The 20939-nt window shown below is 71.9% G+C and carries 18 protein-coding genes; 13 read left to right on the top strand and 5 right to left on the bottom strand.

Going from position 1 to position 20939, the window contains the following annotated elements; genetic code table 11:
• The first annotated feature begins 84 nt into the window (after positions 1-84).
• From JAN01S_RS12540 to JAN01S_RS12525, 4 genes are all read left to right on the top strand, one after another.
• The gene (locus tag JAN01S_RS12540; RefSeq protein ID WP_068318798.1) at positions 85-1305 is read left to right on the top strand and encodes an acetyl-CoA C-acetyltransferase; all 1221 of its coding nucleotides are present in this window, start codon (positions 85-87) and stop codon (positions 1303-1305) included.
• 35 nt (positions 1306-1340) lie between these two features.
• Positions 1341-3515: a 3-hydroxyacyl-CoA dehydrogenase NAD-binding domain-containing protein gene (locus JAN01S_RS12535; protein ID WP_068318796.1), complete on the top strand. Its 2175-nt coding sequence runs from the start codon at positions 1341-1343 to the stop codon at positions 3513-3515.
• Positions 3516-3520: 5 nt separating this feature from the next.
• Complete coding sequence (locus JAN01S_RS12530) at positions 3521-4363, top strand: CoA transferase (protein WP_068318821.1); 843 nt, start codon at positions 3521-3523, stop codon at positions 4361-4363.
• 125 nt (positions 4364-4488) lie between these two features.
• On the top strand, positions 4489-5652 hold the full coding sequence (locus JAN01S_RS12525) for an acyl-CoA dehydrogenase family protein (RefSeq protein ID WP_068318794.1): 1164 nt from the start codon (positions 4489-4491) through the stop codon (positions 5650-5652).
• On the opposite strand, the gene JAN01S_RS12520 is transcribed toward JAN01S_RS12525, so the two are convergent.
• A complete protein-coding gene (locus JAN01S_RS12520; RefSeq protein WP_244884841.1) occupies positions 5601-7472 on the bottom strand; it encodes an MFS transporter in 1872 nt (623 codons plus the stop codon). The genes JAN01S_RS12525 and JAN01S_RS12520 overlap by 52 nt on opposite strands.
• Entirely contained in the window at positions 7465-8097 is a 633-nt protein-coding gene (locus tag JAN01S_RS17590; RefSeq protein ID WP_068318791.1) for an ArsR/SmtB family transcription factor, read from the bottom strand. The genes JAN01S_RS12520 and JAN01S_RS17590 overlap by 8 nt, the downstream gene beginning before the upstream one ends.
• A gap of 168 nt (positions 8098-8265) precedes the next feature.
• Here JAN01S_RS17590 and JAN01S_RS12510 point away from each other — a divergent pair, with 168 nt between their 5' ends.
• From JAN01S_RS12510 to JAN01S_RS12475, 8 genes are all read left to right on the top strand, one after another.
• The gene (locus JAN01S_RS12510) at positions 8266-9483 is read left to right on the top strand and encodes an endonuclease/exonuclease/phosphatase family protein (RefSeq protein WP_068318819.1); all 1218 of its coding nucleotides are present in this window, start codon (positions 8266-8268) and stop codon (positions 9481-9483) included.
• A 149-nt stretch (positions 9484-9632) separates the two neighbouring features.
• The gene (locus tag JAN01S_RS12505; RefSeq protein WP_068318789.1) at positions 9633-12233 is read left to right on the top strand and encodes a circularly permuted type 2 ATP-grasp protein; all 2601 of its coding nucleotides are present in this window, start codon (positions 9633-9635) and stop codon (positions 12231-12233) included.
• A complete protein-coding gene (locus JAN01S_RS12500) occupies positions 12230-13360 on the top strand; it encodes a transglutaminase family protein (RefSeq protein WP_068318787.1) in 1131 nt (376 codons plus the stop codon). The genes JAN01S_RS12505 and JAN01S_RS12500 overlap by 4 nt, the downstream gene beginning before the upstream one ends.
• A 9-nt stretch (positions 13361-13369) precedes the next feature.
• Positions 13370-14194: a patatin-like phospholipase family protein gene (locus tag JAN01S_RS12495; protein WP_068318785.1), complete on the top strand. Its 825-nt coding sequence runs from the start codon at positions 13370-13372 to the stop codon at positions 14192-14194.
• The gene (locus JAN01S_RS12490; RefSeq protein ID WP_084360225.1) at positions 14191-15219 is read left to right on the top strand and encodes a 1-acyl-sn-glycerol-3-phosphate acyltransferase; all 1029 of its coding nucleotides are present in this window, start codon (positions 14191-14193) and stop codon (positions 15217-15219) included. The genes JAN01S_RS12495 and JAN01S_RS12490 overlap by 4 nt, the downstream gene beginning before the upstream one ends.
• Positions 15220-15279: 60 nt before the next feature.
• Complete coding sequence (locus tag JAN01S_RS12485) at positions 15280-15519, top strand: type II toxin-antitoxin system Phd/YefM family antitoxin (RefSeq protein WP_068318782.1); 240 nt, start codon at positions 15280-15282, stop codon at positions 15517-15519.
• Positions 15516-15929, top strand: coding sequence for a type II toxin-antitoxin system VapC family toxin (locus JAN01S_RS12480; protein WP_068318780.1), 414 nt, complete (start codon positions 15516-15518; stop codon positions 15927-15929). The genes JAN01S_RS12485 and JAN01S_RS12480 overlap by 4 nt, the downstream gene beginning before the upstream one ends.
• A gap of 29 nt (positions 15930-15958) precedes the next feature.
• Positions 15959-16879, top strand: a complete 921-nt coding sequence (locus JAN01S_RS12475; protein WP_068318778.1) for an alpha/beta hydrolase — start codon at positions 15959-15961, stop codon at positions 16877-16879.
• A 78-nt stretch (positions 16880-16957) separates the two neighbouring features.
• On the opposite strand, the gene pheA is transcribed toward JAN01S_RS12475, so the two are convergent.
• From pheA to JAN01S_RS12460, 3 genes are read right to left on the bottom strand one after another with little or no spacing between them, the layout of a single operon-like run.
• A complete protein-coding gene (gene pheA / locus JAN01S_RS12470) occupies positions 16958-17890 on the bottom strand; it encodes a prephenate dehydratase (RefSeq protein ID WP_068318776.1) in 933 nt (310 codons plus the stop codon).
• 27 nt (positions 17891-17917) lie between these two features.
• Positions 17918-18325, bottom strand: coding sequence for a DUF4446 family protein (locus JAN01S_RS12465; RefSeq protein ID WP_068318775.1), 408 nt, complete (start codon positions 18323-18325; stop codon positions 17918-17920).
• Entirely contained in the window at positions 18322-19575 is a 1254-nt protein-coding gene (locus JAN01S_RS12460; protein WP_068318774.1) for a glycosyltransferase 87 family protein, read from the bottom strand. Before JAN01S_RS12460 ends, JAN01S_RS12465 begins: the two co-directional genes overlap by 4 nt.
• Positions 19576-19631: 56 nt before the next feature.
• On the opposite strand from JAN01S_RS12460, the gene JAN01S_RS12455 reads away from it, so the two are divergent.
• Positions 19632-20939 (top strand): hypothetical protein (locus tag JAN01S_RS12455; protein WP_218000038.1); only part of this gene is annotated, 1308 nt, incomplete at its 3' end.

The raw sequence follows: 20939 nt of genomic DNA, 5'->3' as shown, positions 1-20939 counted from the left end.
TCCGACACACCATTGCACAAGTGTTCAACGGATGCGTAGGGTGCGGGAGAAGACGAACCCGCTGTGACCCGAAGGAGCCGGTCCATGCCCGAGCAGCCCCAGGCCGTCATCTACGACGCCGTCCGCACACCCCGAGGGAAGGGCAAGTCGTCCGGCTCCCTCCACGAGGTCAAGCCGATCGACCTGACCGTCGGCCTGCTTCAGGCCATCCGGGAGCGCAACCCCGGCCTCGACGCCGCGCAGGTCGACGACCTCGTCATGGGCATCGTCTCCCCGGTCGGTGACCAGGGCGCGGTCCTGCCGCGCATCGCGGCCCTCAAGGCCGGCTACCCCGAGCCGGTCGCCGGCGTGCAGCTCAACCGCTTCTGCGGCTCCGGCCTCGAGGCGGTCAACCAGGTCGCCGCGCGCGTGCGCTCCGGCTTCGAGGACCTGCTCATCGCCGGTGGCGTCGAGTCGATGTCCCGTGTGCCGATGGGCAGCGACGGTGGCGCCTGGGCGATGGACCCGCGCACCGCGCTCGAGACCGACTTCGTCCCCCAGGGCATCAGCGCTGACCTCATCGCGACGATCGAGGGCTACGACCGCGCCGAGGTCGACCGCTTCGCCGCGCAGTCGCACGCACGCGCGGCCGCCGCGTGGGACAACGGCTACTTCGAGCGGTCCGTCGTCCCCGTCAAGGACGCCAGCGGCATCACGATCCTCGACCGTGACGAGACGATCCGCCCCGGCACGACCGGCGAGTCGCTCGGCGGTTTGCGCCCCTCCTTCGCCGCCATGGGCGAGCAGGGTGGCTTCGACTTCGTCGCGACCGAGAAGTACCCGCACATCGACCAGATCAACCACGTGCACCACGCGGGCAACTCCTCGGGCATCGTCGACGGCGCGGCCCTGCTGCTCATCGGCAACGAGCAGGTCGGCCAGGAGATGGGCCTGACCCCGCGCGCACGCATCATCTCGACCGCGGTCATCGGCTCCGAGCCGACGATCATGCTCACCGGCCCGGCCCCCTCCTGCCGCAAGGCGCTCGACCGGGTCGGCATGAGCGCCAAGGACATCGACCTCGTCGAGATCAACGAGGCCTTCGCCGCGGTCGCCCTCAAGCTCATGCGCGACATGGGCTGGAGCGAGGAGCAGACCAACGTCAACGGGGGCGCGATCGCCATGGGCCACCCGCTCGGCGCGACCGGCGCGATGATCCTCGGCACGCTCGTCGACGAGCTCGAGCGCCGCGACCTCGAGCGCGGCATCGCCACCCTGTGCATCGGCGGCGGCATGGGTGTCGCCACCATCGTCGAGCGCGTCTGAACCCCCTTCGTCACGGACAGGAACTGGAACCAGCCATGAGCGAGAACATGATCCGCTACGAGCGCGACGACGAGGGCATCGTCACCCTGACGATGGACGACCCCGGCGCCGGCGCCAACACGATGAACGACACCTACATCGCCGCGATGGGCGAGACGGTCGACCGTCTCGAGTCCGAGCGCGACGAGATCACCGGTGTCGTGCTGACCTCCGCCAAGAAGACCTTCTTCGCCGGCGGCAACCTGACCGACCTGCAGTCGGTCACCGAGGAGACCGCTGGCGAGTTCTTCGCCGGCATCGAGGGCATCAAGTCCCAGTTGCGTCGCCTCGAGCAGCTCGGCAAGCCCGTCGTCGCCGCGATCAACGGCGCCGCCCTCGGTGGTGGCCTGGAGCTGGCGCTCGCGACGCACCACCGCATCGCGGTCGACGACCCGAAGATCAAGCTCGGCCTGCCCGAGGTCACCCTCGGTCTGCTGCCCGGCGGCGGCGGCGTGACCCGTCTGGTGCGGATGCTCGGCATCCAGGAGGCCCTCATGGGCTGGTTGCTGCAGGGCCAGCAGTACGCGCCCGCCCAGGCCAAGGAGAAGGGGGTCATCGACCAGCTCGTCGCGACGCCCGAGGAGCTCGTCCCGGCCGCCAAGCAGTGGATCCGTGAGCACAAGGGCGACGAGACCGCCGCCACCAAGCCGTGGGACGTCAAGGGCTACAAGATCCCCGGCGGCACCCCGTCGGTCCCTAAGTTCGCGATGAATCTGCCGGCCTTCCCCGCCAACCTGCGCAAGACGCTCAAGGGCGCCCCGACGAAGTCGCCCCGCGCGATCCTCTCGGCCGCCGTCGAGGGTTCGCAGGTCGACTTCGACACCGCGAGCCGGATCGAGTCGCGCTACATCACCGAGCTCGCGGCCGGTCGCGAGTCGACCGCGATGATCCAAGCCTTCTTCTTCGACCTGCAGGCGATCAACAGCGGCAAGCTGCGCCCCGAGGGCGTCGAGAAGCGCAAGGTCGCCAAGGTGGGCATCCTCGGTGCCGGAATGATGGGCGCCGGCATCGCGTACTCGGCGGCCATGTCCGGCATCGACGTCGTCCTCAAGGACGTCTCGGTCGAGGGCGCGGACAAGGGCAAGGGCTACTCCGAGAAGCTCCTCGCCAAGCGCGTCGAGCGCGGCAAGATGGACCAGGCCAAGGCCGACGCCGTGCTGGCCCGCATCACCCCGACCGCCGAGGCGGCCGACCTGGCCGACGTCGACGTCGTCATCGAGGCCGTCTTCGAGGACTACGAGCTGAAGAAGAAGGTCTTCGCCGAGGTCGAGGCCGTCGTCGGCCCGGACACCCTGCTATGCTCCAACACCTCGACGCTGCCGATCACCTCGCTGCAGGAGTTCGCCACCCGCCCCAAGGACTTCATCGGTCTGCACTTCTTCTCCCCCGTGGACAAGATGCAGCTCGTCGAGATCATCCGCGGCGAGCAGACCTCCGACGAGGCGACGGCCCGGGCGATCGACATCGTCCAGCAGATCCGCAAGATCCCGGTGGTCGTCGGTGACGGTCGCGGCTTCTACACCAGCCGCGTCTTCGGAACCCTCATCCTCGAGGGCGCCACCGCCGTGGCCGAGGGCATCGACCCGATGGTCGTCGAGCGGGCCGCGACGACGGCCGGCTTCCCGGCCCCGCCGCTGGCGATGCTCGACGAGGTCTCGCTGACCCTCACCCAGCACATCCGGGCCGAGGCCGAGAAGGCCGCGGCCGCGGAGGGCACGAGGCTGCCCAAGGGCCCGGGCGAGGAGCTCATCGACACGCTCGTCGCCGAGGGCCGCAAGGGCCGCGCCGCCGGCGCGGGGATGTACGACTACCCGGAGGGCCAGCCCAAGGTCCTGTGGCCGCAGCTGCGGGAGCGCTTCGCCACGGGCACCGAGATCCCCCTGCGTGACCTGCAGGACCGCTACCTCTTCATCATGGCGCTGGAGACGGCTGGGTGCTTCGAGGACGGCGTGCTGGGGGACGCGGAGTCGGCCAACATCGGCGGCATCTTCGGTATCGGCTTCCCGCCGCACACCGGTGGTCCGGCGACCTTCATGACGAACTACGAAGGGGGCCTGGCCGGCTTCGTCGCGCGGGCCGACGAGCTCGCAGACACCTACGGTGAGCGCTTCCGCCCGTCGCAGTGGCTGCGCGGTCGGGTCGCGTCCGGAACGCTCGCCGACCGGGTCTGATCGACGTGGCAGCCCCGCTCGACGGCGTGCGGGTCCTCTCGATCGCCATCAACCTGCCCGGGCCGGCCGCCGTCGCGCGGCTGGCCCGGCAGGGGGCGAGCGTCACCACGGTCATCCCCCCGATCGGTGACCCGATGGAGCAGTTCGCCCGGCCATACTTCGACGAGCTGCACGTCGGTCAGGAGATCCGCCGGGTCGACCTGAAGTCCGACGAGGGGCGCGCCGAGGTCGACGAGCTGCTCTCTGCCGCAGACGTCTTCGTCACCAGCTCGCGACCGTCCGCGCTGCGACGGCTCGGGCTGGACTTCGCCTCCGTGCACGAGCGCCACCCGCAGGTCTGCCAGGTCGACATCGTCGGCTACCCCGGTGAGCAGGCGGAGGTGCCCGGTCACGACCTCACCTACCAGGCCGACACCGGCCTCCTGGGCGAAGGGAGCATGCCCACCACCCTCGTCGTCGACCTCGCCGGGTCGGAGCGCGCCGCCGCCGAGGCGGCTGCAGCGCTCGTGGCCCGCGCTCGCGTGGGGGAGGGGGTGCGCCGCGAGGTGCCCCTGTCCGACCTCGCCGAGACGATGTCGCGGCCGCTGGCCCACGGCCTGACCGCACCGGGTGCGCTGCTCGGTGGGGGACTGCCGGTCTACGGCATCTACGACAGCGCCGACGGCCCGATGGCGCTCGCCGCGCTCGAGCCGCACTTCACCGTCCGCCTGCTCGAGGTCCTCGGCATCGCGCCCGAGGAGCTCTCGCGTGAGCGGCTCCAGGAGGTCTTCTTCGGCCGCACGGCCACGGAGTGGGCCGCCTGGGCGAGCGAGCACGACCTGCCGCTCACCCCCCTTCGCTCCCCCTGATCCCACGCCCCACGCTGATCGAGGTGCGCGGCCGTCGGCGGCCAAGCCTCGAGATCACTCACCAGGTCTCGAGGCTCGTCGCTGGGGCTCCTCGCACCTCGACCGGCGTCGATTGGAAGGCAACGATGCCCGAGATCCTCATGCCCCAGCCCTATGTCTCCCCGTGGATGCAGGACGAGGTGGCCGACGTGCTCACCCTGGCCCGCACCTTCTTCGAGCGGGAGGTGACGCCGCACCAGGAGCGCTTCGCCGAGCAGCACCAGGTCGACAAGGAGACCTGGCTCGCCGCGGGCGCGGCCGGACTGCTGTGCATCTCCGTGCCGGAGGAGTACGGCGGTGGCGGGGGCAACTTCGCCCACGAGGCGGCGGTCATGTGGGAGCAGGGTCGCTCAGGTGATGACGCCTTCGGCTACTCCGTGCACTCCTCGATCGTCGCGCACTACATCCTCGCGTACGGCTCCGAGGAGCAGAAGCAGAAGTGGCTGCCCAAGATGGCCAGCGGCGAGCTCGTCGGTGCCATCGCGATGACTGAGCCGGGCACGGGCTCGGACCTGCAGAACATCAAGACGACCGCCAGGCGGGACGGTGACCACTACGTCATCAACGGGTCCAAGACCTTCATCACCAACTCCTCGCACGCTGGTCTCGTCGTGGTCGTCGCCCGCACCGGCGGTGAAGGGGCACAAGGCATCTCGCTCATCGTCGCCGAGGTCGACGGGCTCGACGGCTTCGAGCGCGGCCGGGTGCTGCACAAGGTGGGCCAGCACGGTCAGGACACCCGCGAGCTCGCCTTCACCGACATGCACGTGCCGACGGCCAACCTCCTCGGCGAGGAGGAGGGCCAGGGCTTCTACCAGCTGATGATGCAGCTGCCGCAGGAACGGCTGGCCATCGCCGTCGGCGCGGTCGCCTCGGCGGAGCTGGCCGTCGACCTGGCCGTGGCGTACACCAAGGAGCGCACGGCCTTCGGCAAGCCGATCTCGGCCTTCCAGAACACGCGCTTCACCCTCGCCGAGGTCTCGACCGATGTCCTGGCGGCGCGGACCTTCCTCGACCACTGCGTCCAGCTGCACGTGGACGGCCGGCTCGACGCGGCCACCGCGTCGCGCGCGAAGTACTGGACGACGGATGTGCAGTGCGAGGTCATCGACCGCTGCCTGCAGCTCTTCGGCGGCTACGGCTACATGCTCGAGTACCCGATCGCGCGCCTGTACGCCGGCGCCCGGGTGCAGAAGATCTACGGCGGGACCAACGAGATCATGAAGGAGCTCATCTCCCGCACGATGTGAGGCAGGGCGAAGGGGGCCTCCGCTAGGTTGTCGTCGTGCCGACCACCAGCGACGACGCAGCAGCCCTTGTCGACCTCGCGGCCGGGCGCGGCGCCCTCGTGGCGTGCGCGCTCGGCCTGCTCATCTCGACCTGGGTGCCCGTGACCCGTTGGGAGGGCGAGTGGGAGGACACCAACGGCCCGCTGCAGGAGGACGTCCCGCCGCCGGTGCTCCTGCACAACCTGTGGGACCTCGGCGGTGCCGGCGACGTGAGCGGGCCTCTCGTCGCCGTCCCCCTCGCGGTCCTGGCGGCGCTGTGCCTGGCTGCCGTGTACCGCGACGGGCTGCTGCGACTCGTCGCGCCCGTCGCCGGCCTCGTCCTGCTGTGGACGGGTCTGCACGTGCTGCTCGGTGGCCTCGAGGGGGAGCTCACGAGCGCCCGGTGGCTGTGTCTCGCCGTACCAGCGGTGACGGTGGTCGTGGGCGCCCGGACCCATGCCGCCTTCAGGCGGGTCTTCGCCTGAGCTCCCCGGACCCGGGTCGAGGTGGTCGTGTCCCTCCTCATGGGCCGCCGGTACCTCGACCCGCGAAGGGCGGGACCGCTCGGCCTTGAGGGCCGGCAGGAGGCACCACACGCCACCGAGTCCGAAGGCGCCCGCGGCCGCCATGGCCACCGGGGTCGAGGTCGCGGCGGCGAGCAGACCGGCGAGCGGCATCGTCATGGCAGTGAACCCGAAGGCGCACATCGACGCCAGGGACAGCACGGTCGAGCGGTTGGCCGAGCTCGCCTCCCGGTGGAGCAGGGCGCTGTAGGCCGGGCCCTGCATGCCGTGCCCGGTGTAGGCGAGCAGGTGCGCCACGACGAGACCGATGGGTCCGACGGCCAGCGCCATGCCCATCGTCAGCACGCTGTGGACGACCCGCCCGAGGATCGCCGCGCGGGCGACCCCCCACCGCGCCGAGGCCCGACCGCACAGCCAGGCGCCGACGGCGAAGACGAGCCACGCGCCCGCAGCCAGGGGTCCCATGACGACGCCGGCGCGCTCCTCGCTGCCGAGCAGCTCCGCCATCCGCACCGGTGTCAGCGACTCCATCGCGATCATCGCGGTGGACCAGAAGCACTCGAGGAGCACGAGTCCCCGCAGCACGGGGTTGTCGCGCACGAGCCGCAGACCGGAGGCGATGACACCGGGCGTCTCCCGGGCCGAGGTCGCGGCCCGGGCCCAGCCCGTGGCGTCGAGGTGCGTCCTCGGCTCGCGCATGAGGACGAGGACGGCGACGAGGTGGACCACCGACAGGGCCAGGCAGATGACGATCGGCAGCCACAGCGCCGAGTGCGATGCGACCGGGTGCCAGGCGACGAGCCCGCCCGAGAGCAGGGCGCCACCGGCGATGGCCAGCCCGAGGATCGAGGTCGAGCGGGACAGGTCCTGGTCGACATCGGCTCCGGGACGGCTCGCGTGCACCGTGTCGACGTACCAGGCCTCGAGCGGCCCGGAGTCGAGCGCGCGGAAGACACCGGTGAGCAGCGACGCGACGACGAAGGCCGCGAAGGACTGGGCGACCAGCAACGCCAGGATCGCCGCGACGTTGGCGACGGCCGCCGCGACGAGGACCGGGCGACGACCGAGGGCATCGGCGAAGCCGGAGGTCGGCAGCTCCAGGGCCACGACCGCGACACCAGTGACCGCCGAGGCCGTGAGGGCCTGGGGCAGGGTGAGGCCGCGCTCGAGCATCCAGAGTGTGAAGAGCCCGACGACGAAGCCGATCGGCAGCCAGCGGGTCGTCGTCAGGGTGAGGAAGATCCGGCGGGCGGCGGTCGGGGAGAGGGGCTCAGGCATGGTCTCGAGGCTCCTCGCTGGCGCTCGTCGCACCTCGACCCACGTCGTCCCAGGGCTCCTCGTCCTCGGTGGGGAAGCTCGAGACGACCACGGCGAAGCGGCGCTGTCCCTCGCCCACCGGGCCGGGCGTCGGCGGGAACTCGTCGAGGACCTGCCACACGAGGTCCTCGAAGCGTGACTGGATCGTCGCGGCCTGCTCGGCCGTGACCGCGACCTGCAGGTCGCTCACCGAGGTGACCGCGCGCCAGGGGTCGCTCTCGCCGCCGCGTCGGGCGGCGGCCGCCTGCATCCGGGTCGCGGAGTGGGTGACGGCCAGCTGGTGGAAGGCATCGGTGGCGTCCCTCCCTTCGTCCCCCGCGTCGGCCCGCTCCGGGACGGAGGTCATCAGGGTGCTCGCCCGCCACCAGCGCTCGCGCTTGTTGCCCAGCTCGGGCGCCTCCTCGACGAAGCCGTGCTCGGCGAGCTGGCGCAGGTGATAGCTCGTCGCCCCGGAGTTCAGGCCCAGGCGGCGCGCGACCTGGCTGGCCGTGGTCGGCCCGAGGGTGCGCAGCAGGCCGAGGATGCGCAGGCGGACCGGGTGGGTCAGCGCGCGCAGCTGGGTGACGTCGGGGACGACGGGTTCCATGGGAGCCACGATAGAACGCAAAGAGATATTTGCAAAGAGGTGTTTGGGGTTGGTCTCGAGGCTCGGGCGCGGACGCCCTCGCACCTCGACCCACGTTGTGCTCGAGGCCTGAAGGTCTGTTCGCGCGGACGTCAGGCGGTGTTCTCCCTTCGCGCCTACCGTCGGCGCATGACCCGACTCCACAGGTACGCCGCGATCACCGGCGCCGTCTCGCTCGCATTCGCCTCGGCGTCCGCCGCCACCGCCGCTCCGCACCAAGGGAAGCCCGGCGCCCAGACCGTCCGGTTCGCCACCTTCAACGCCTCGCTCAACCGCGCGACCGAGGGCCAGCTCGAGCGGGACCTCGCCACCGGCGACAACGTCCAGGCGCAAAACGTCGCCGAGACGATCCAGCGGGCCGAGCCCGACGTCGTGCTCGTCAACGAGTTCGACTACTCGCCGGAGGCGGCGGAGCTCTTCCGTGACAACTACCTCGCGGTCGGCCAGCGCGGCGCGGACCCGATCGAGTACCCGTACCACTACATCGCGCCGAGCAACACGGGCGTGCCGAGCGGTCACGACCTCAACAACGACGGCACGATCGGCGGCGGCGACGACGCCTACGGCTTCGGGCTCTTCCCCGGTCAGTACGGCATGGTCGTCTACAGCAGGTACCCGATCGACACCGACGCGGTGCGCACCTTCCAGGACTTCCGCTGGCAGGACATGCCCGGCAACCGCATCCCCACCGAGTACTACTCTGCGGACGAGCAGGCCGACCTGCGGCTGAGCTCCAAGAGCCACTGGGACCTGCCGATCGAGATCGGCCGCTCGACGGTCCACTTCCTCACCAGCCACCCGACGCCGCCCACCTTCGACGGCGCGGAGGACCGCAACGGCCGGCGCAATGCCGACGAGATCCGCTTCTGGGCCGACTACGTGACCGGCGGCCGCAGCGCGGACTACATCTACGACGACGAAGGGGGCCGTGGCGGCCTCGAGCGCAACGCGCGCTTCGTCATCGCGGGCGACCAGAACGCCGACCCCAACGACGGCGACAGCACGGACAACGCGATCCACCAGCTGCTCGGCAGCCCGCGGGTCAACACCTCGCACACCCCCACGAGCGACGGGGGCGTCGAGGCCAGCGAGCTGCAGGGCGGCATCAACGACGAGCACACCGGCGACCCGGCCCAGGACACGGCCGACTTCGCCGAGCCGCCGGGCAACATCCGCGTCGACTACGTGCTGCCGAGCCGCAACCTGCCGATCCGTGACTGCGAGGTCTTCTGGCCCACGAGCGACAGCCCGCTGTACCGCCTCACCGGCACCTACCCCTTCCCGACGAGCGACCACCGGCTCGTCTGGGCCGACGTCAAGGTGACCGGCGGTCCGGGCGGGCGCTGACCCCCTTCGCTCGACCGCGCCACCCACACGAACTGTGGCTGGCCACACCCGCGATCGTCCGCCACACCACGTGCTGTGGCCGACCATCCGAGGTGTGGCCAGCCACAGTTCGTTGCGGTGGGGGGTGCCCGGCGCGTTAGTGTCGCAGCATGTCCGCTGCGGCCATCGGTGATCCCGTCCCCGACCTCATCGACGACTACCGCGAGGTCGTCACCCGGAGCGAAGGGGTCGACGAGCTCGTCACGCTCGACGGCGTGCGTGAGGCGGCGCAGCCGCTGGCCGAGCGGATCACCCGGCACGGTCTGGCGGCCCTGCTGGCCGCACGGTCGGCGAGCCGGCGCTTCGTCGCCGACGACGGCATCACCTACGGCGCCGGCGTCATGCCCGAGGACGAGGACGACCCCGGGGGGCCGCAGGTCCCGACGGAGCCGCGGGAGTGGGCGCTCGACCCGCTGCCGCTGACCTTCGGCGCGACCGAGTGGACCCGCCTGGAGCACGGCGTGCGCCAGCGGGCTGCGCTGCTCGACGCCGTCCTCACCGACCTCAGCGGCGACCAGCTGCTCGTCCGGTCGGGCATCCTGCCCGGCGCCGCGGTCTACGGGCACGACGGGTGGTTGCCGCAGGCCGACGGGATCCGTGTCCCCGGCCCGCGCCAGCTCGTCATGCCGGCCATGGACCTGGCCCGCGACCGCAACGGCACGTGGCGCGTCTTCTCCGACCGCACCCAGGCGCCGAGCGGGGCCGGCTTCGCCATGGCCAACCGCCGGATCACCGCCCGCGTGCTGCCCGACCTGCACCGTGAGGTCGACCTGGCCCGGCTGCGCGGCTTCTTCTACAAGCTGCAGCAGGCCCTCGTCGCCGCCGCCCCGCAGACCGATGACGTCCCGCGCATCGTCATCCTCACGCCGGGCGCCCTGAGCGACACGGCCTTCGACGAGGCGCTGCAGTCGACCGTGCTCGGCGTGCCCGTCGTCGAGTCCGAGGACCTCGTGAGCCGCGACGGGCGGATCTGGATGCGCACGACGAGCGGGCTCTCCCCGGTCGACGTCGTCATGCGCCGCATCGAGGGCGACGCCATCGACCAGCTCGACCTGCGCAGCGACTCCCGTCTCGGCCTGCCCGGGATGGTCGAGGCCGCCCGGCTCGGGCACGTCTCGATCGTCAACCCCGTCTCCTCCGGCGTCCTGGAGAACCCCGCCCTCATCCCGTACCTGCCGCAGATCTGCCGCCACGTCCTCGACGAGGACCTCGCCCTGGCCTCGACCCAGACGTGGTGGGCCGGCGAGCCGACCCACCTGAGTCACATCGTCACCCAGCTCTCCAGCCTCGTCGTCAAGCCGGCCTCCCGCAGCGGCAACAGCAACTCGATCTTCGGCTGGGAGCTCAGCGCGCAGGAGCGCGACGACCTCGCCATGCGCATCCAGGCCGAGCCGTGGCGGTGGACCGCGCAGGACCCGCTGACCATGAGCACTGCGCCCGTCGTGACCGCGGGTGGGCTCGAGCCGCGCAGCGTCGTGCTGCGCACCTTCGCCGTCGCGGACGAGGACGACTACGCCGTCATGCCCGGCGGCCTCGGCCGCGTGGCCGTGCGCGCCGACTCCGGGGCGATCTCGAGCCTCACCGGCGCGATGAGCAAGGACGTGTGGGTCCGCGCCGACCCCGAGACCCTGCCGACCGCCGGCGAGACGATCACCCTGCCCGGCCGGCTCGAAGGGGGCACCGCCCCCGGGTACGCCGCGCCCGCCCCGCGTGTCGCGAGCGACCTGTACTGGATGGGCCGCTACGCCGAGCGCGCCGAGGCCGCGGCCCGCCTGCTGCGCGTCGCCGACAACCTCGTCGACGACCACGCCGCCCGCCCCGGCACCACCGGGCACACCGCGATGCTCGCGATCCTCGACGCGGTCACCGAGGTCATGTCCGTGCGGCCGGGCTTCGGCGGAGACGGCGAGGAGGCTCGCGAGCGGCGAGCCGACCCCCTGCCCCACCTGCGTGAGCTCACCCTCGAGCCGCGGATCGTCGGGTCGGTCGCCTACAGCACGCACCGCGCGGTCATCGCCGCCCAGGCCGTGCGCGAGACCCTCTCGGTCGACACCTGGCTCGTCATGTCGCGTCTGGAGCGCACCCTGCAGCACGCCGTCCCGCAGGACGACCTGCAGGAGCTGCTCATGGAGACCATCGAGGGCCTGCTCGCGCTCGCCGGCATCGGCGTCGAGTCGCTCGTGCGCGATCCGGCGTGGGCCTTCGCCGACGCCGGCAAGCGCGTCGAGCGTGCCCAGCAGACGATCCGGCTGCTCGCCTCCGTGCTCGGTGTCGAGCGCACCCCGGTCGTCGAGGGCACGACGACCGAGGCCGCCCTGCTCGCCGCGGAGTCGGTCATCACCTACCGCCGCCGCCTGACCTCGGGCCTCGGCATGATGTCCGCCCAGGAGGCAGCGGTCGACCTGCTGCTGCGCGACGTCACCAACCCGCGCTCGGTCGCCTTCCAGATCGCACGCCTCGTCGAGGACCTCGAGCTCATCGAGGACGAGCAGACGCTGCCGACCGTGCGTGCCCTCGCCGAGCGGATCGGGACGCTCGACCTCGACGTGCTCTTCGCCGACGGACGTCGCCCGCTCGCGGAGGCCCTGACGCAGCTGGGTGCCGACCTGCGCGAGGCCCACCGGACCCTCGACGCGGCCTACTTCAGCCGCAAGGAGCCCGGCCGCAATGTCCAGTGGGTCCAGTGGAACGGCGGGGAGGAGTCCTGGTGAGCACCGACGAGCACCGCGCCGACGAGACGCTGTCCGAGGAGGCGCTGGCCGGCGAGGCGACGGCCGACGAACAGCCGGCCCCCGACCAGGACCCGACCAAGGAGCTGCACCCTAAGGGGGACACCGCCATCCCCCCGAGCCCACCGGCCCCGGAGCCGGTCGCCACCGGCGACCCCCTGGTGCCCGTGATCAAGCCGGAGCACCACACCCTTCGTCAGTACGAGGTGCGCCACCGCACGACGTACACCTACGAGGAGTACATCACCGACTCCTTCGGTCGGGCGCTGCTGCGCCCGCGGGAGACCGAGCAGCAGCGGATCCTGCGGCACACGGTGGAGATCACGCCGGACCCGCACATCCACACCGAGCACGTCGACCACTTCGGCAACCACTCGAGCTTCTACGAGGTGCGCACCCCGCACACCGTGCTCGACGTCTACAAGAGCAGCCTCGTCGAGATCGAGTGGCCGGCGCCGGACATGGACCGGCTCAACGGGTGGACGGTCGCCGAGGCGGCCGAGCTCTTCGTCGCCGGTGAGGGGATCGACCGGGCCGAGGCCGCGCAGTACCTGCTGCCCTCCCAGCTCGTCGAGATCGCGCCCGAGGTCATCGCCTACGCGGTCGGCATCCTCCCGCCCGATCGGCCTCTGGGTGAGGCGCTCGTCGCGCTCTACGCCGACATCTTCCGGGACTTCACGTATGCCAAGGGCACGACGAGCGTCAAGACGACGCTGCCCGAGCTGCTCGACCAGCGCGAGGGCGTGTGCCAGGACTTCGCCCACCTCGCCGTCGGCTGCCTGCGTGCCGTCGGCATCCCGGGGCGCTACGTCTCGGGGTACATCGAGACGCGTCCGGCGCCGGGCAAGGTCAAGCTGCAGGGTTCGGACGCCTCGCACGCGTGGGTGTCGGCGATGACCCCCGACGGCGACTGGGTCGATCTCGACCCGACCAACAACCACTTCGCCGACTCGCGCTACATCGTCACCGGGTGGGGCCGCGACTTCCGGGACGTCTCCCCGCTCAAGGGCGTGATCTTCGGCGAAGGGGGCAGCTCCAGCCTCAAGGTCGGCGTCGACGTCATCCCCCAGGACGGCTCCGATCCCCGGGCCGACTCGCCTCCGAAGTAATCTGCCGCCATGCCCACGACCGCCTTCGTCCTCGGTGGGGGCGGCGTCCTCGGCGCGACCCAGGTGGGCATGCTCCGGGCGCTGCTCGCCGCCGGGATCATCCCCGACCTCGTCGTCGGCACGAGCATCGGCTCGGTCAACGGGGCCTTCGTCGCCGCCGACCCGACGGCCGACGGGGTCGCCCGCCTCGAGGAGCTGTGGCGCGACGTCGTCACCTCGGGCGAGATGAACGAGAACCCCGTCCGGCAGGCTGCGCGCTTCGCCAGGCACCGCACGCACGTCATGCGACGCGGGCTGATCCCCGACCTCGTGAGCGCGCACCTGGGGGTGGAGCTCATCGAGGACCTGCCGGTGCCCTTCCAGTGCGTCGCCGCCGAGATCGAGAGCTCGGCCTCCCGGTGGTTCACGTCCGGGCCGATCGCCCCGGCGGTCGCCGCGAGCTGTGCCGTGCCGGGTCTCTTCGCGCCCGTCGAGGTGGACGGGGCGCACTACTACGACGGGGGCCTGGTCCACTCCATCCCGGTCGGCCGGGCGATCGCGCTCGGTGCGACGGACATCCACGTACTGCAGGTCGGCCGCGTCGAGCAGCGGCTCACCGCGCCGAGCAACCCGCTCGACGTCGGGCTGGTCGCCTTCGAGATCGCGCGTCGGCACCGCTTCGTCGAGGAGATCGCCGAGGTGCCCGACTCGGTGCGGCTGCACGTGCTGCCGAGCGGCTCCGACCGCACGCCGACGGCCTCGCTCATCGGGCAGGGGTCGGTGGCCAAGGTCGAGGACCGGATGGAGCGGGCGTTCGAGGCGAGCAGCGCCTACCTCGAGGGGACCACGCGATGAGGATCAGCTCGCTCCCTTCGCTCCCCGCCCCGCCGGTGTGGCTGCGGTTGGTGCTGCAGGCGTTCTACCCGCTCTTCGGCATCGTCATGTCGCTGCTCTTCGTCGTCGTCGCTCCCTTCCTCCTGCTGCTGTGGCCGTGGGACCGACGATTGGCCATCCTGCGCTGCCTCTTCCTCGCCGTGTACATCATGTGGGAGGACATCGGGCTCGTCGTCGAGTGCTGGTACCTGCGGCTGCGCTCGCCGCGCGGCACGAGCCCGACATGGGATGCCGACCACCTCGCCCTCATCCAGCGCGCGCTCGACAACGTGCTCTTCACGGCCAAGCGGGTCGTGGGGTTCCACATCGAGATCGAGGGGGAGCTGACCGTCGGACGTCCCGGGCACCCGCTCGTCGTCATCTCCCGGCACGCCGGCCCCGCCGACTCGCTCGCCATCGCGTGGCTGCTCGCCTCGACGGCCGGGCGCATCCCGCGGATCGTGCTCGCCGACGCGCTGCTGTGGGACCCGGGCATCGCGATGGTGCTGCAGCGGCTCGACTCCTACTTCGTCCCGTCGCGCTCGGGTGCCGGCGACGACCGGACGAAGGGGGTCGCCGAACTCGCCTCCACCCTCACCCACAAGGACGCGATGCTCATCTTCCCCGAGGGACGCAACTGGACCCGGGACCGGCACGAGGACCAGGTGCGCCGCCTGCGCGAGCAGGGTGAGCCCGACCGGCTCGCCACGGCGGTCGCCCGACCGTGGGTCCTCGAGGCGCGCTCGCGCGGCGTCGCGTCGATCCGGCAGCACGCGCCCGAGGCCGATGTCATGGTCATCGCGCACACCGGTCTCGACATGATCTCCGGGCCGGCTGCGGTGATCCGGGCCGTCCCCTTCCGCAACCGGCTGCTGCTGCGCGGGCGGACCTACCACAGCGAGGACGTGCCGACCGACGGCGACGAGGTCGCGACGTGGCTCGACGCGCGGTGGGGCGAGGTCAACCACTGGGTCGACACGCATGTGAGCGGTCGGGAGCACCTGTGAGGTCTTGTGGGCCGTGCGTGTCACGCCTAAAGTAGGTACATACCTACGGAGGTGAGCGACATGTCGACGATGAGTGCCCGCGAGTTCAACCAAGACGTGAGCGCAGCCAAGCGCGCGGCTGGCGAGGGCCCGGTGGTGATCACCGACCGCGGCGAGCCCGCCTTCGTCCTGCTCTCCATCGACGACTACCGCCGGATGGGAGAGAGCGGTGCCGACCTGGTCGACCGGCTGAGCATGGGGGACGACCTCGACGTGGACTTCGAGCCCGTCGAGATCAGCCTGCGGGTCCCGGAACTGTGAGCCACCTCCTCGACACCAACGTCATCAGCGAGCTGCGCAAGCCGGCGTCGAAGGCCGAGCCGTCGGTTCGCGCGTGGGTCGCGTCCCGGGCTCCGTCGCAGCTGTACCTCTCCGCTGTGACGATCCTCGAGATCGAGCTGGGCATCGCGCGGCTCGCCCGCCGAGACGTCGCGGCCGGGGGGCGGCTGCTGGGGTGGTTGGAGGATGAGGTCCTCGATGCCTTCGACGGGCGGATCCTGCCCGTGGACGTCGGGGTGGCCAGAGCGGCCGCCCGGTTGCACGTGCCCGACCCCCGCCCCGAGCGTGACGCCCTCATCGCAGCGACGGCGGTCGTGCACGACCTCACCGTGGTGACGCGCAACGTGGCGGACTTCCGTGGGGTGGCAGTCATCGATCCGTGGTCGGGATGAGGGCAGGATTCCCGCCGACGGTCAGCTCGGTGGCTATCGCGGCCGCCGCGGAGGCGGACAACCGGGTCCACCGGTGGCCGTTGACGCCCCGGATCACCCGATGGCTGCGGACGAAGGGAGCCGCGGCCCGGCGCGAGGGCTTCGACGCGGACCGCGCGGCGCTGGGGGTCGAGGTCGAGCGTGATGCGCGGGGTCACCTGGTCATGACGGCGGTCGATGGGCCGGAGTCGGCTCGGGTGGACGACGCGTGGGTGCTGTGGATCCACGGCGGAGGCTTCTGCTGGGGCTCGGCGCGCGACGGGACCGGACTGCGGCTGGCCGCCGGGCTGGGGCGGCCGGTGGTGTCGGTGGAGTACCCGCTGGCGCCGGAGGCACGCTTCCCCGTGGCGATCGACGTCTGTCTCGAGGCGTACCTGGCCGGGGTGGCCGAGCGCGGGCCGAGGGTGCTGCTCGGCGGGGTCTCGGCCGGCGCCAACCTGGCTCTCGGTGTGCTGCAACGCCTTCGGGCCATGCGCGCGGCGGGTGACGGGCCGCCGCTGCCGCTCGGGGTGGTGGCGCTGACCCCCTTCGGCGACCTGGCGGGCGAGGGCGACTCGTACCGCGTCAACGAGGGGCGCGACGCATGGATCCGGTGGCGGGGGCAGCAGGAGCGCTTCGCCCGCGCGTACGCAGGTGGGGCCGATCTGCGGGACCCGCTCGTCTCACCTGTCCACGCCGACTGGACCGGCGGGGCGCTGCCGCCGGCGATCCTCACCACCGGGACGCGCGACCTCTTCCTGTCGGACACCGCACGCATCCACACCGCGTGGCGGGAGGCCGGTGGTGAGGCGGACCTCGTGCTCGCCGAGGGGCTGTGGCACTCCTACCTGTCCGACGCGAGGTTGCCCGAGTCGGCCGCGCTCACGGCGCGGCTGCTCGACTGGTGTGAGGGCGTGCTGGGCCGGGAGTGAGCCACATCTACGAGAGTCAGCCACACCACGTGCTGTGGCCGACCCTCGCAGGTGTGGCCAGCCACACTTTGTGCGGGGTCAGTCCCCGAGGCGCCGCAGCCGGTCCAGCCAGTCCCGCGCGGCGACGAAGGCCGCGTCGCTCGTGATCGGGTCGACGGTGATGGGCGTGCCGGCGGCGGCCGGGTAGGAGCCGAGGAAGCGCACGTCCGCGCACACCCGGTGCAGGCTCATCAGGGCCGCACCGACCCGCTCGTCCTGCACGTGCCCCTCGAGGTCGATGGAGAAGCAGTACGAGCCCATCGACTCCTTCGTCGGCCGCGACTCCAGGCGCGTCATGTTGATGCCGCGGACGGCGAACTGCTCGAGCAGCTCCAGCAGGCCACCGGCGCGGTCGGAGCGCTGGTAGAGCACGACCGTCGTCTTGTCGCGACCGGTGGGCCGCGGCAGCCAGTCGGGCCGCGAGACGACGACGAAGCGGGTGACGGCATTGGCCATGTCGCCGATGTCGTGCGCGAGCACGTCGAGACCGAAGTGCTCGGCCGCGACCGGCGCGCACACCGCGGCCTCGTAGCCGAGTTCCTCCGGGTGCTCCGCGAGGTCCTGGGCCGCGGACGCCGTCGACAGCGTGGGCACGTAGATCGCCTGCGGCGCCTGCTTGTCCGCCCACCCGCGCACCTGCGCCCACGCGTGCGAGTGGGTGCCGATGGCCCTCACGTCGGCCAGCGTCGTGCCGGCCCGGGCGCAGATGACGAAGGTGATCGGCACGAGCACCTCGCCGACGACGACGAGCGGGTCGCCCGAGGCGAGGGCGTCGAGGGTGGCGGAGACACCCCCTTCGACCGAGTTCTCGATCGGCACGACCGCCGCGTCGACCTCGCCGGAGCGCAGCGCGTCGAGGGCCGCGTCGACGGACCCGAGCGGCACCTGCTCGTGCTCGGCGTCGCCGACCCAGCTCATCAGCGCCTGCTGGGTGAACGTGCCCTCGGGGCCGAGGTAGGCGTAGCGGGTCATGTCTCCTCCTGGGGGACGAAGGGGGGGTCAGGCGTCCGGTGACCCGGTGCGGGCCGCGGCGAGCGCCTGGCGCTCCTCGGGGGTGAGCGTGGCGTCGGCATCGCCACCGACGACGCCCTTGGCGTAGGTGCGGGACTCCCCGCGGCCGTGGATGCTGCTGATGACGAGCCCGTCACCGGTGTCGTCGATGATCGCCGCGGAGAAGGAGAGTCGTCCGCCCATGTCGCCGAAGGCGTCGTAGCGCACGACCGCGACGTGCCGCAGCGCCTGGGAGACGTCATGACGAAGGGCGACCAGGTCGCCTTCGCCGACGGGCGACCGCTCCTCGAGCACCGCGACCCGGTCGGTGAGTCCACGCACGCGGGCCATCAGCACGACGACGCACAGCAGGGCGAGGGCGAGAGCGCAGACCAAGGCGATCTCGACGGCACTCATGCGCTCACCCTAGGTGCTGGGTCGCCCTCCGCGACCGGTGTCTCGTGGGCCCGCTCGCGGTCGGTACGGTGCACCGCCCACGCGAGCAGCGCCAACACGACGACGCTGCCGATGACATTGCCCTCGACGAGCAGGTCGCCGACCCAGCGGGGGTCCCTGCCCTCCCGCTTCCACAGCACCCCCCAGAACGGCATCGTGCACACGAACCACGCGACGACGACGGCCGCCGCACCCACCCGGCGCCAGTCGACGGGCGAGCGGGTGAGGGCCCAGCCGAGGATCGCCGGGACGATGACCATGATCCAGTGCAGGTGGTGCACCCACGAGACCGGTGAGAGCAGGAACCCGGACAGGCCCACCGCGGCGGCCTCGGCGACCCAGTCGCCCTGGCGGTACGCACGGCGGGCCACCCAGAAGACGATTGCGCCCACGACGAGCAGCCACGGCGCCCACGCGAGCGTCAGCTCGGTGCCCTCGAGCCCGCGACGCAGCAGCGTCGCGCGGAAGGCCTGGTTGGCCGAGCCGTCGTTGGGGCCCAAACGGGTCGGGTCCGACAGCGCCCCGCCCCAGAAGGCGAAGGACGCCTGCGGCAGCACGAGCCAGGCCGCGACCGAGACGAAGGTGGCCGTGCCGATCGCCCACCCGGCCTCGCGCCACCGTTTGTTGAGCAGGTAGTGGATGACGAAGACGCCCGGTGTCAGCTTGATCGCCATCGCCATGCCGACGAGCATCCCGGGCGGCACCTTGAGCAGCCACGCCGGCCGCGGCCGCCGCAGGTCGAGCAGGCACATGAGCACGAGGAAGGCATTGACCTGGGCGAAGCGGATCCCGTCGCCCACCGGCTGGGTCCACAGGAAGCCGGCCGCGACGACCCCGACGAGCACCGGCGCCCATACCCCGACCCGCTCGCGCACCCGGTACCAGGCGATCCACACGATCGCGACGTTGGCGAGCAGCTGCGTGATCGACCACGCCCAGGCCGCGACGGTGAACGGGACGAAGGCCAACGGCACGGACAGGAAGGCCGCGATCGGCGGGTAGGTGAAGGGCAGCAGCTGCGGCGGCTGGGTCATCTGCGCGTAGATGTCGCGCCCCTGCAGCACCGAGATGCCGCCTTCCCGGTAGACCTGCACGTCCACCTGCCACTGGTCCTGGGGGAAGAGCAGGAGGAACTTCGCGAGCGGCCACGCCGCGATCACCGCGAAGAGCAGCACCCCGAGGAGCAGGTGGGGACGGCTCAGGCGGAACATGCCGTCATTGTGTCCGATGGACGTTCGTCGTCGGCGCAGGTCACTACGGTGGGCACATGAAGAGCCCGCGCCGCCCCCTTCGTCGTCGCGGCGTGGCGCTCCTGCTCATGGCGCTCGCGGTCCTCACCGCAGCCCTCGTCGTGCCGTCCTCCACTCCTGCTGCCGCTGCCCTTCGAGACGGTCGCTTCGCGACCTCCTCAGGGAGCGACGAGCCCCGCGACGTCGTCGTCGTCGGCGCTCCGGGCCTGTCGTGGAGCGACGTGACGCGCGAGGACACCCCGGCCCTGCACTCCTTCGCCAGCAAGGCGGCGATCACCAACCTCAACGTGCGCTCGACGTACTTCACCTCCTGCCCGAGCGACGGGTGGCTCGGGCTGTCCGCCGGCACCCGGGCGGCTGAGCCGCGGGACGTCACGCGGGAGGAACTGCGGGCCCATCCCCGCGCCCTGCCGAACTGCTCGCCGCTGCCGCAGATCAACTCCGGGCCGGAGACCACCGCGGTGGACGTGGACCCCGACTACTGGCGGGACCTGTCCGATCGGATCGCGGACCAAGGATTCGACGCGCGGATCGGCACCCTCGGCCAGGCGGTGGCCGACGCCGGCGGATGCATCGCCGGGAGCGGCGACGGCGCGGTCCTGGCCATGCCGGACCACGACGGGCAGGTCCCCTCAGGGCGTCCCGGCATCCACGAGTCGTGCGCGCTGACCCTCGTCGGCGCCCCGGCCATCACCGTCCCGGGGGTCGACGGCAGCGTCGGCGCGGGGGCGAAGGGGGATGTCCGCGCCGGTCAGGTCGCGGCCGTCGATGCCGTCGTCGACGACGTCGTGGCCGCGTCGGACTCCGACACCGTGATCATCCTCGCGGGCCTCGCCGACGACGGCGGCAAGCCCGGCCTGCGGGTGCTGGCCATGGCGGGCAGCGGGATCCGGCCCGGCTGGCTGCACTCGGACTCGACGACGCGCGACGAGATGGCCCAGCTCGCCGACGTCACCCACACCGCCCTCACGACCGCCGGCATGACCCCGCCCCCGGAGGTCGTGGGGCGCCAGCTCGTGCCGGTGCGCGACGACGCCCCGGTCGACGAGCGGATCGCCTCGCTCGTCGACGACGCCGCCCAGCTCGAGGCGGCCGACGAGGTCATCCCACCCTTCTTCCGCGGCTTCGCCATCGGCCTCGTCGCGCTGCTCGCCGCGGCGGGACTGCTGTGGCGCTTCGGGCCTCGTGCCCGGCGCCCGCTCGTCGCCACGGCCACCGGGCTCGTCGGCCTCGCCGCCATGGCCCTGCCCGCGTCGACCTACCTCGTGACGCTCACGCGGTGGTTCGACGCGGCGAGCCCGCTCGCGGGCTTCGTCCCGCGGCTC

It is taken from the genome of Janibacter anophelis NBRC 107843 (assembly GCF_001570945.1).
Taxonomy (GTDB): domain Bacteria; phylum Actinomycetota; class Actinomycetes; order Actinomycetales; family Dermatophilaceae; genus Janibacter; species Janibacter anophelis.
Note: the sequence above shows the minus strand (reverse complement) of the source record. Positions and strands in the feature narration are given on the sequence as shown.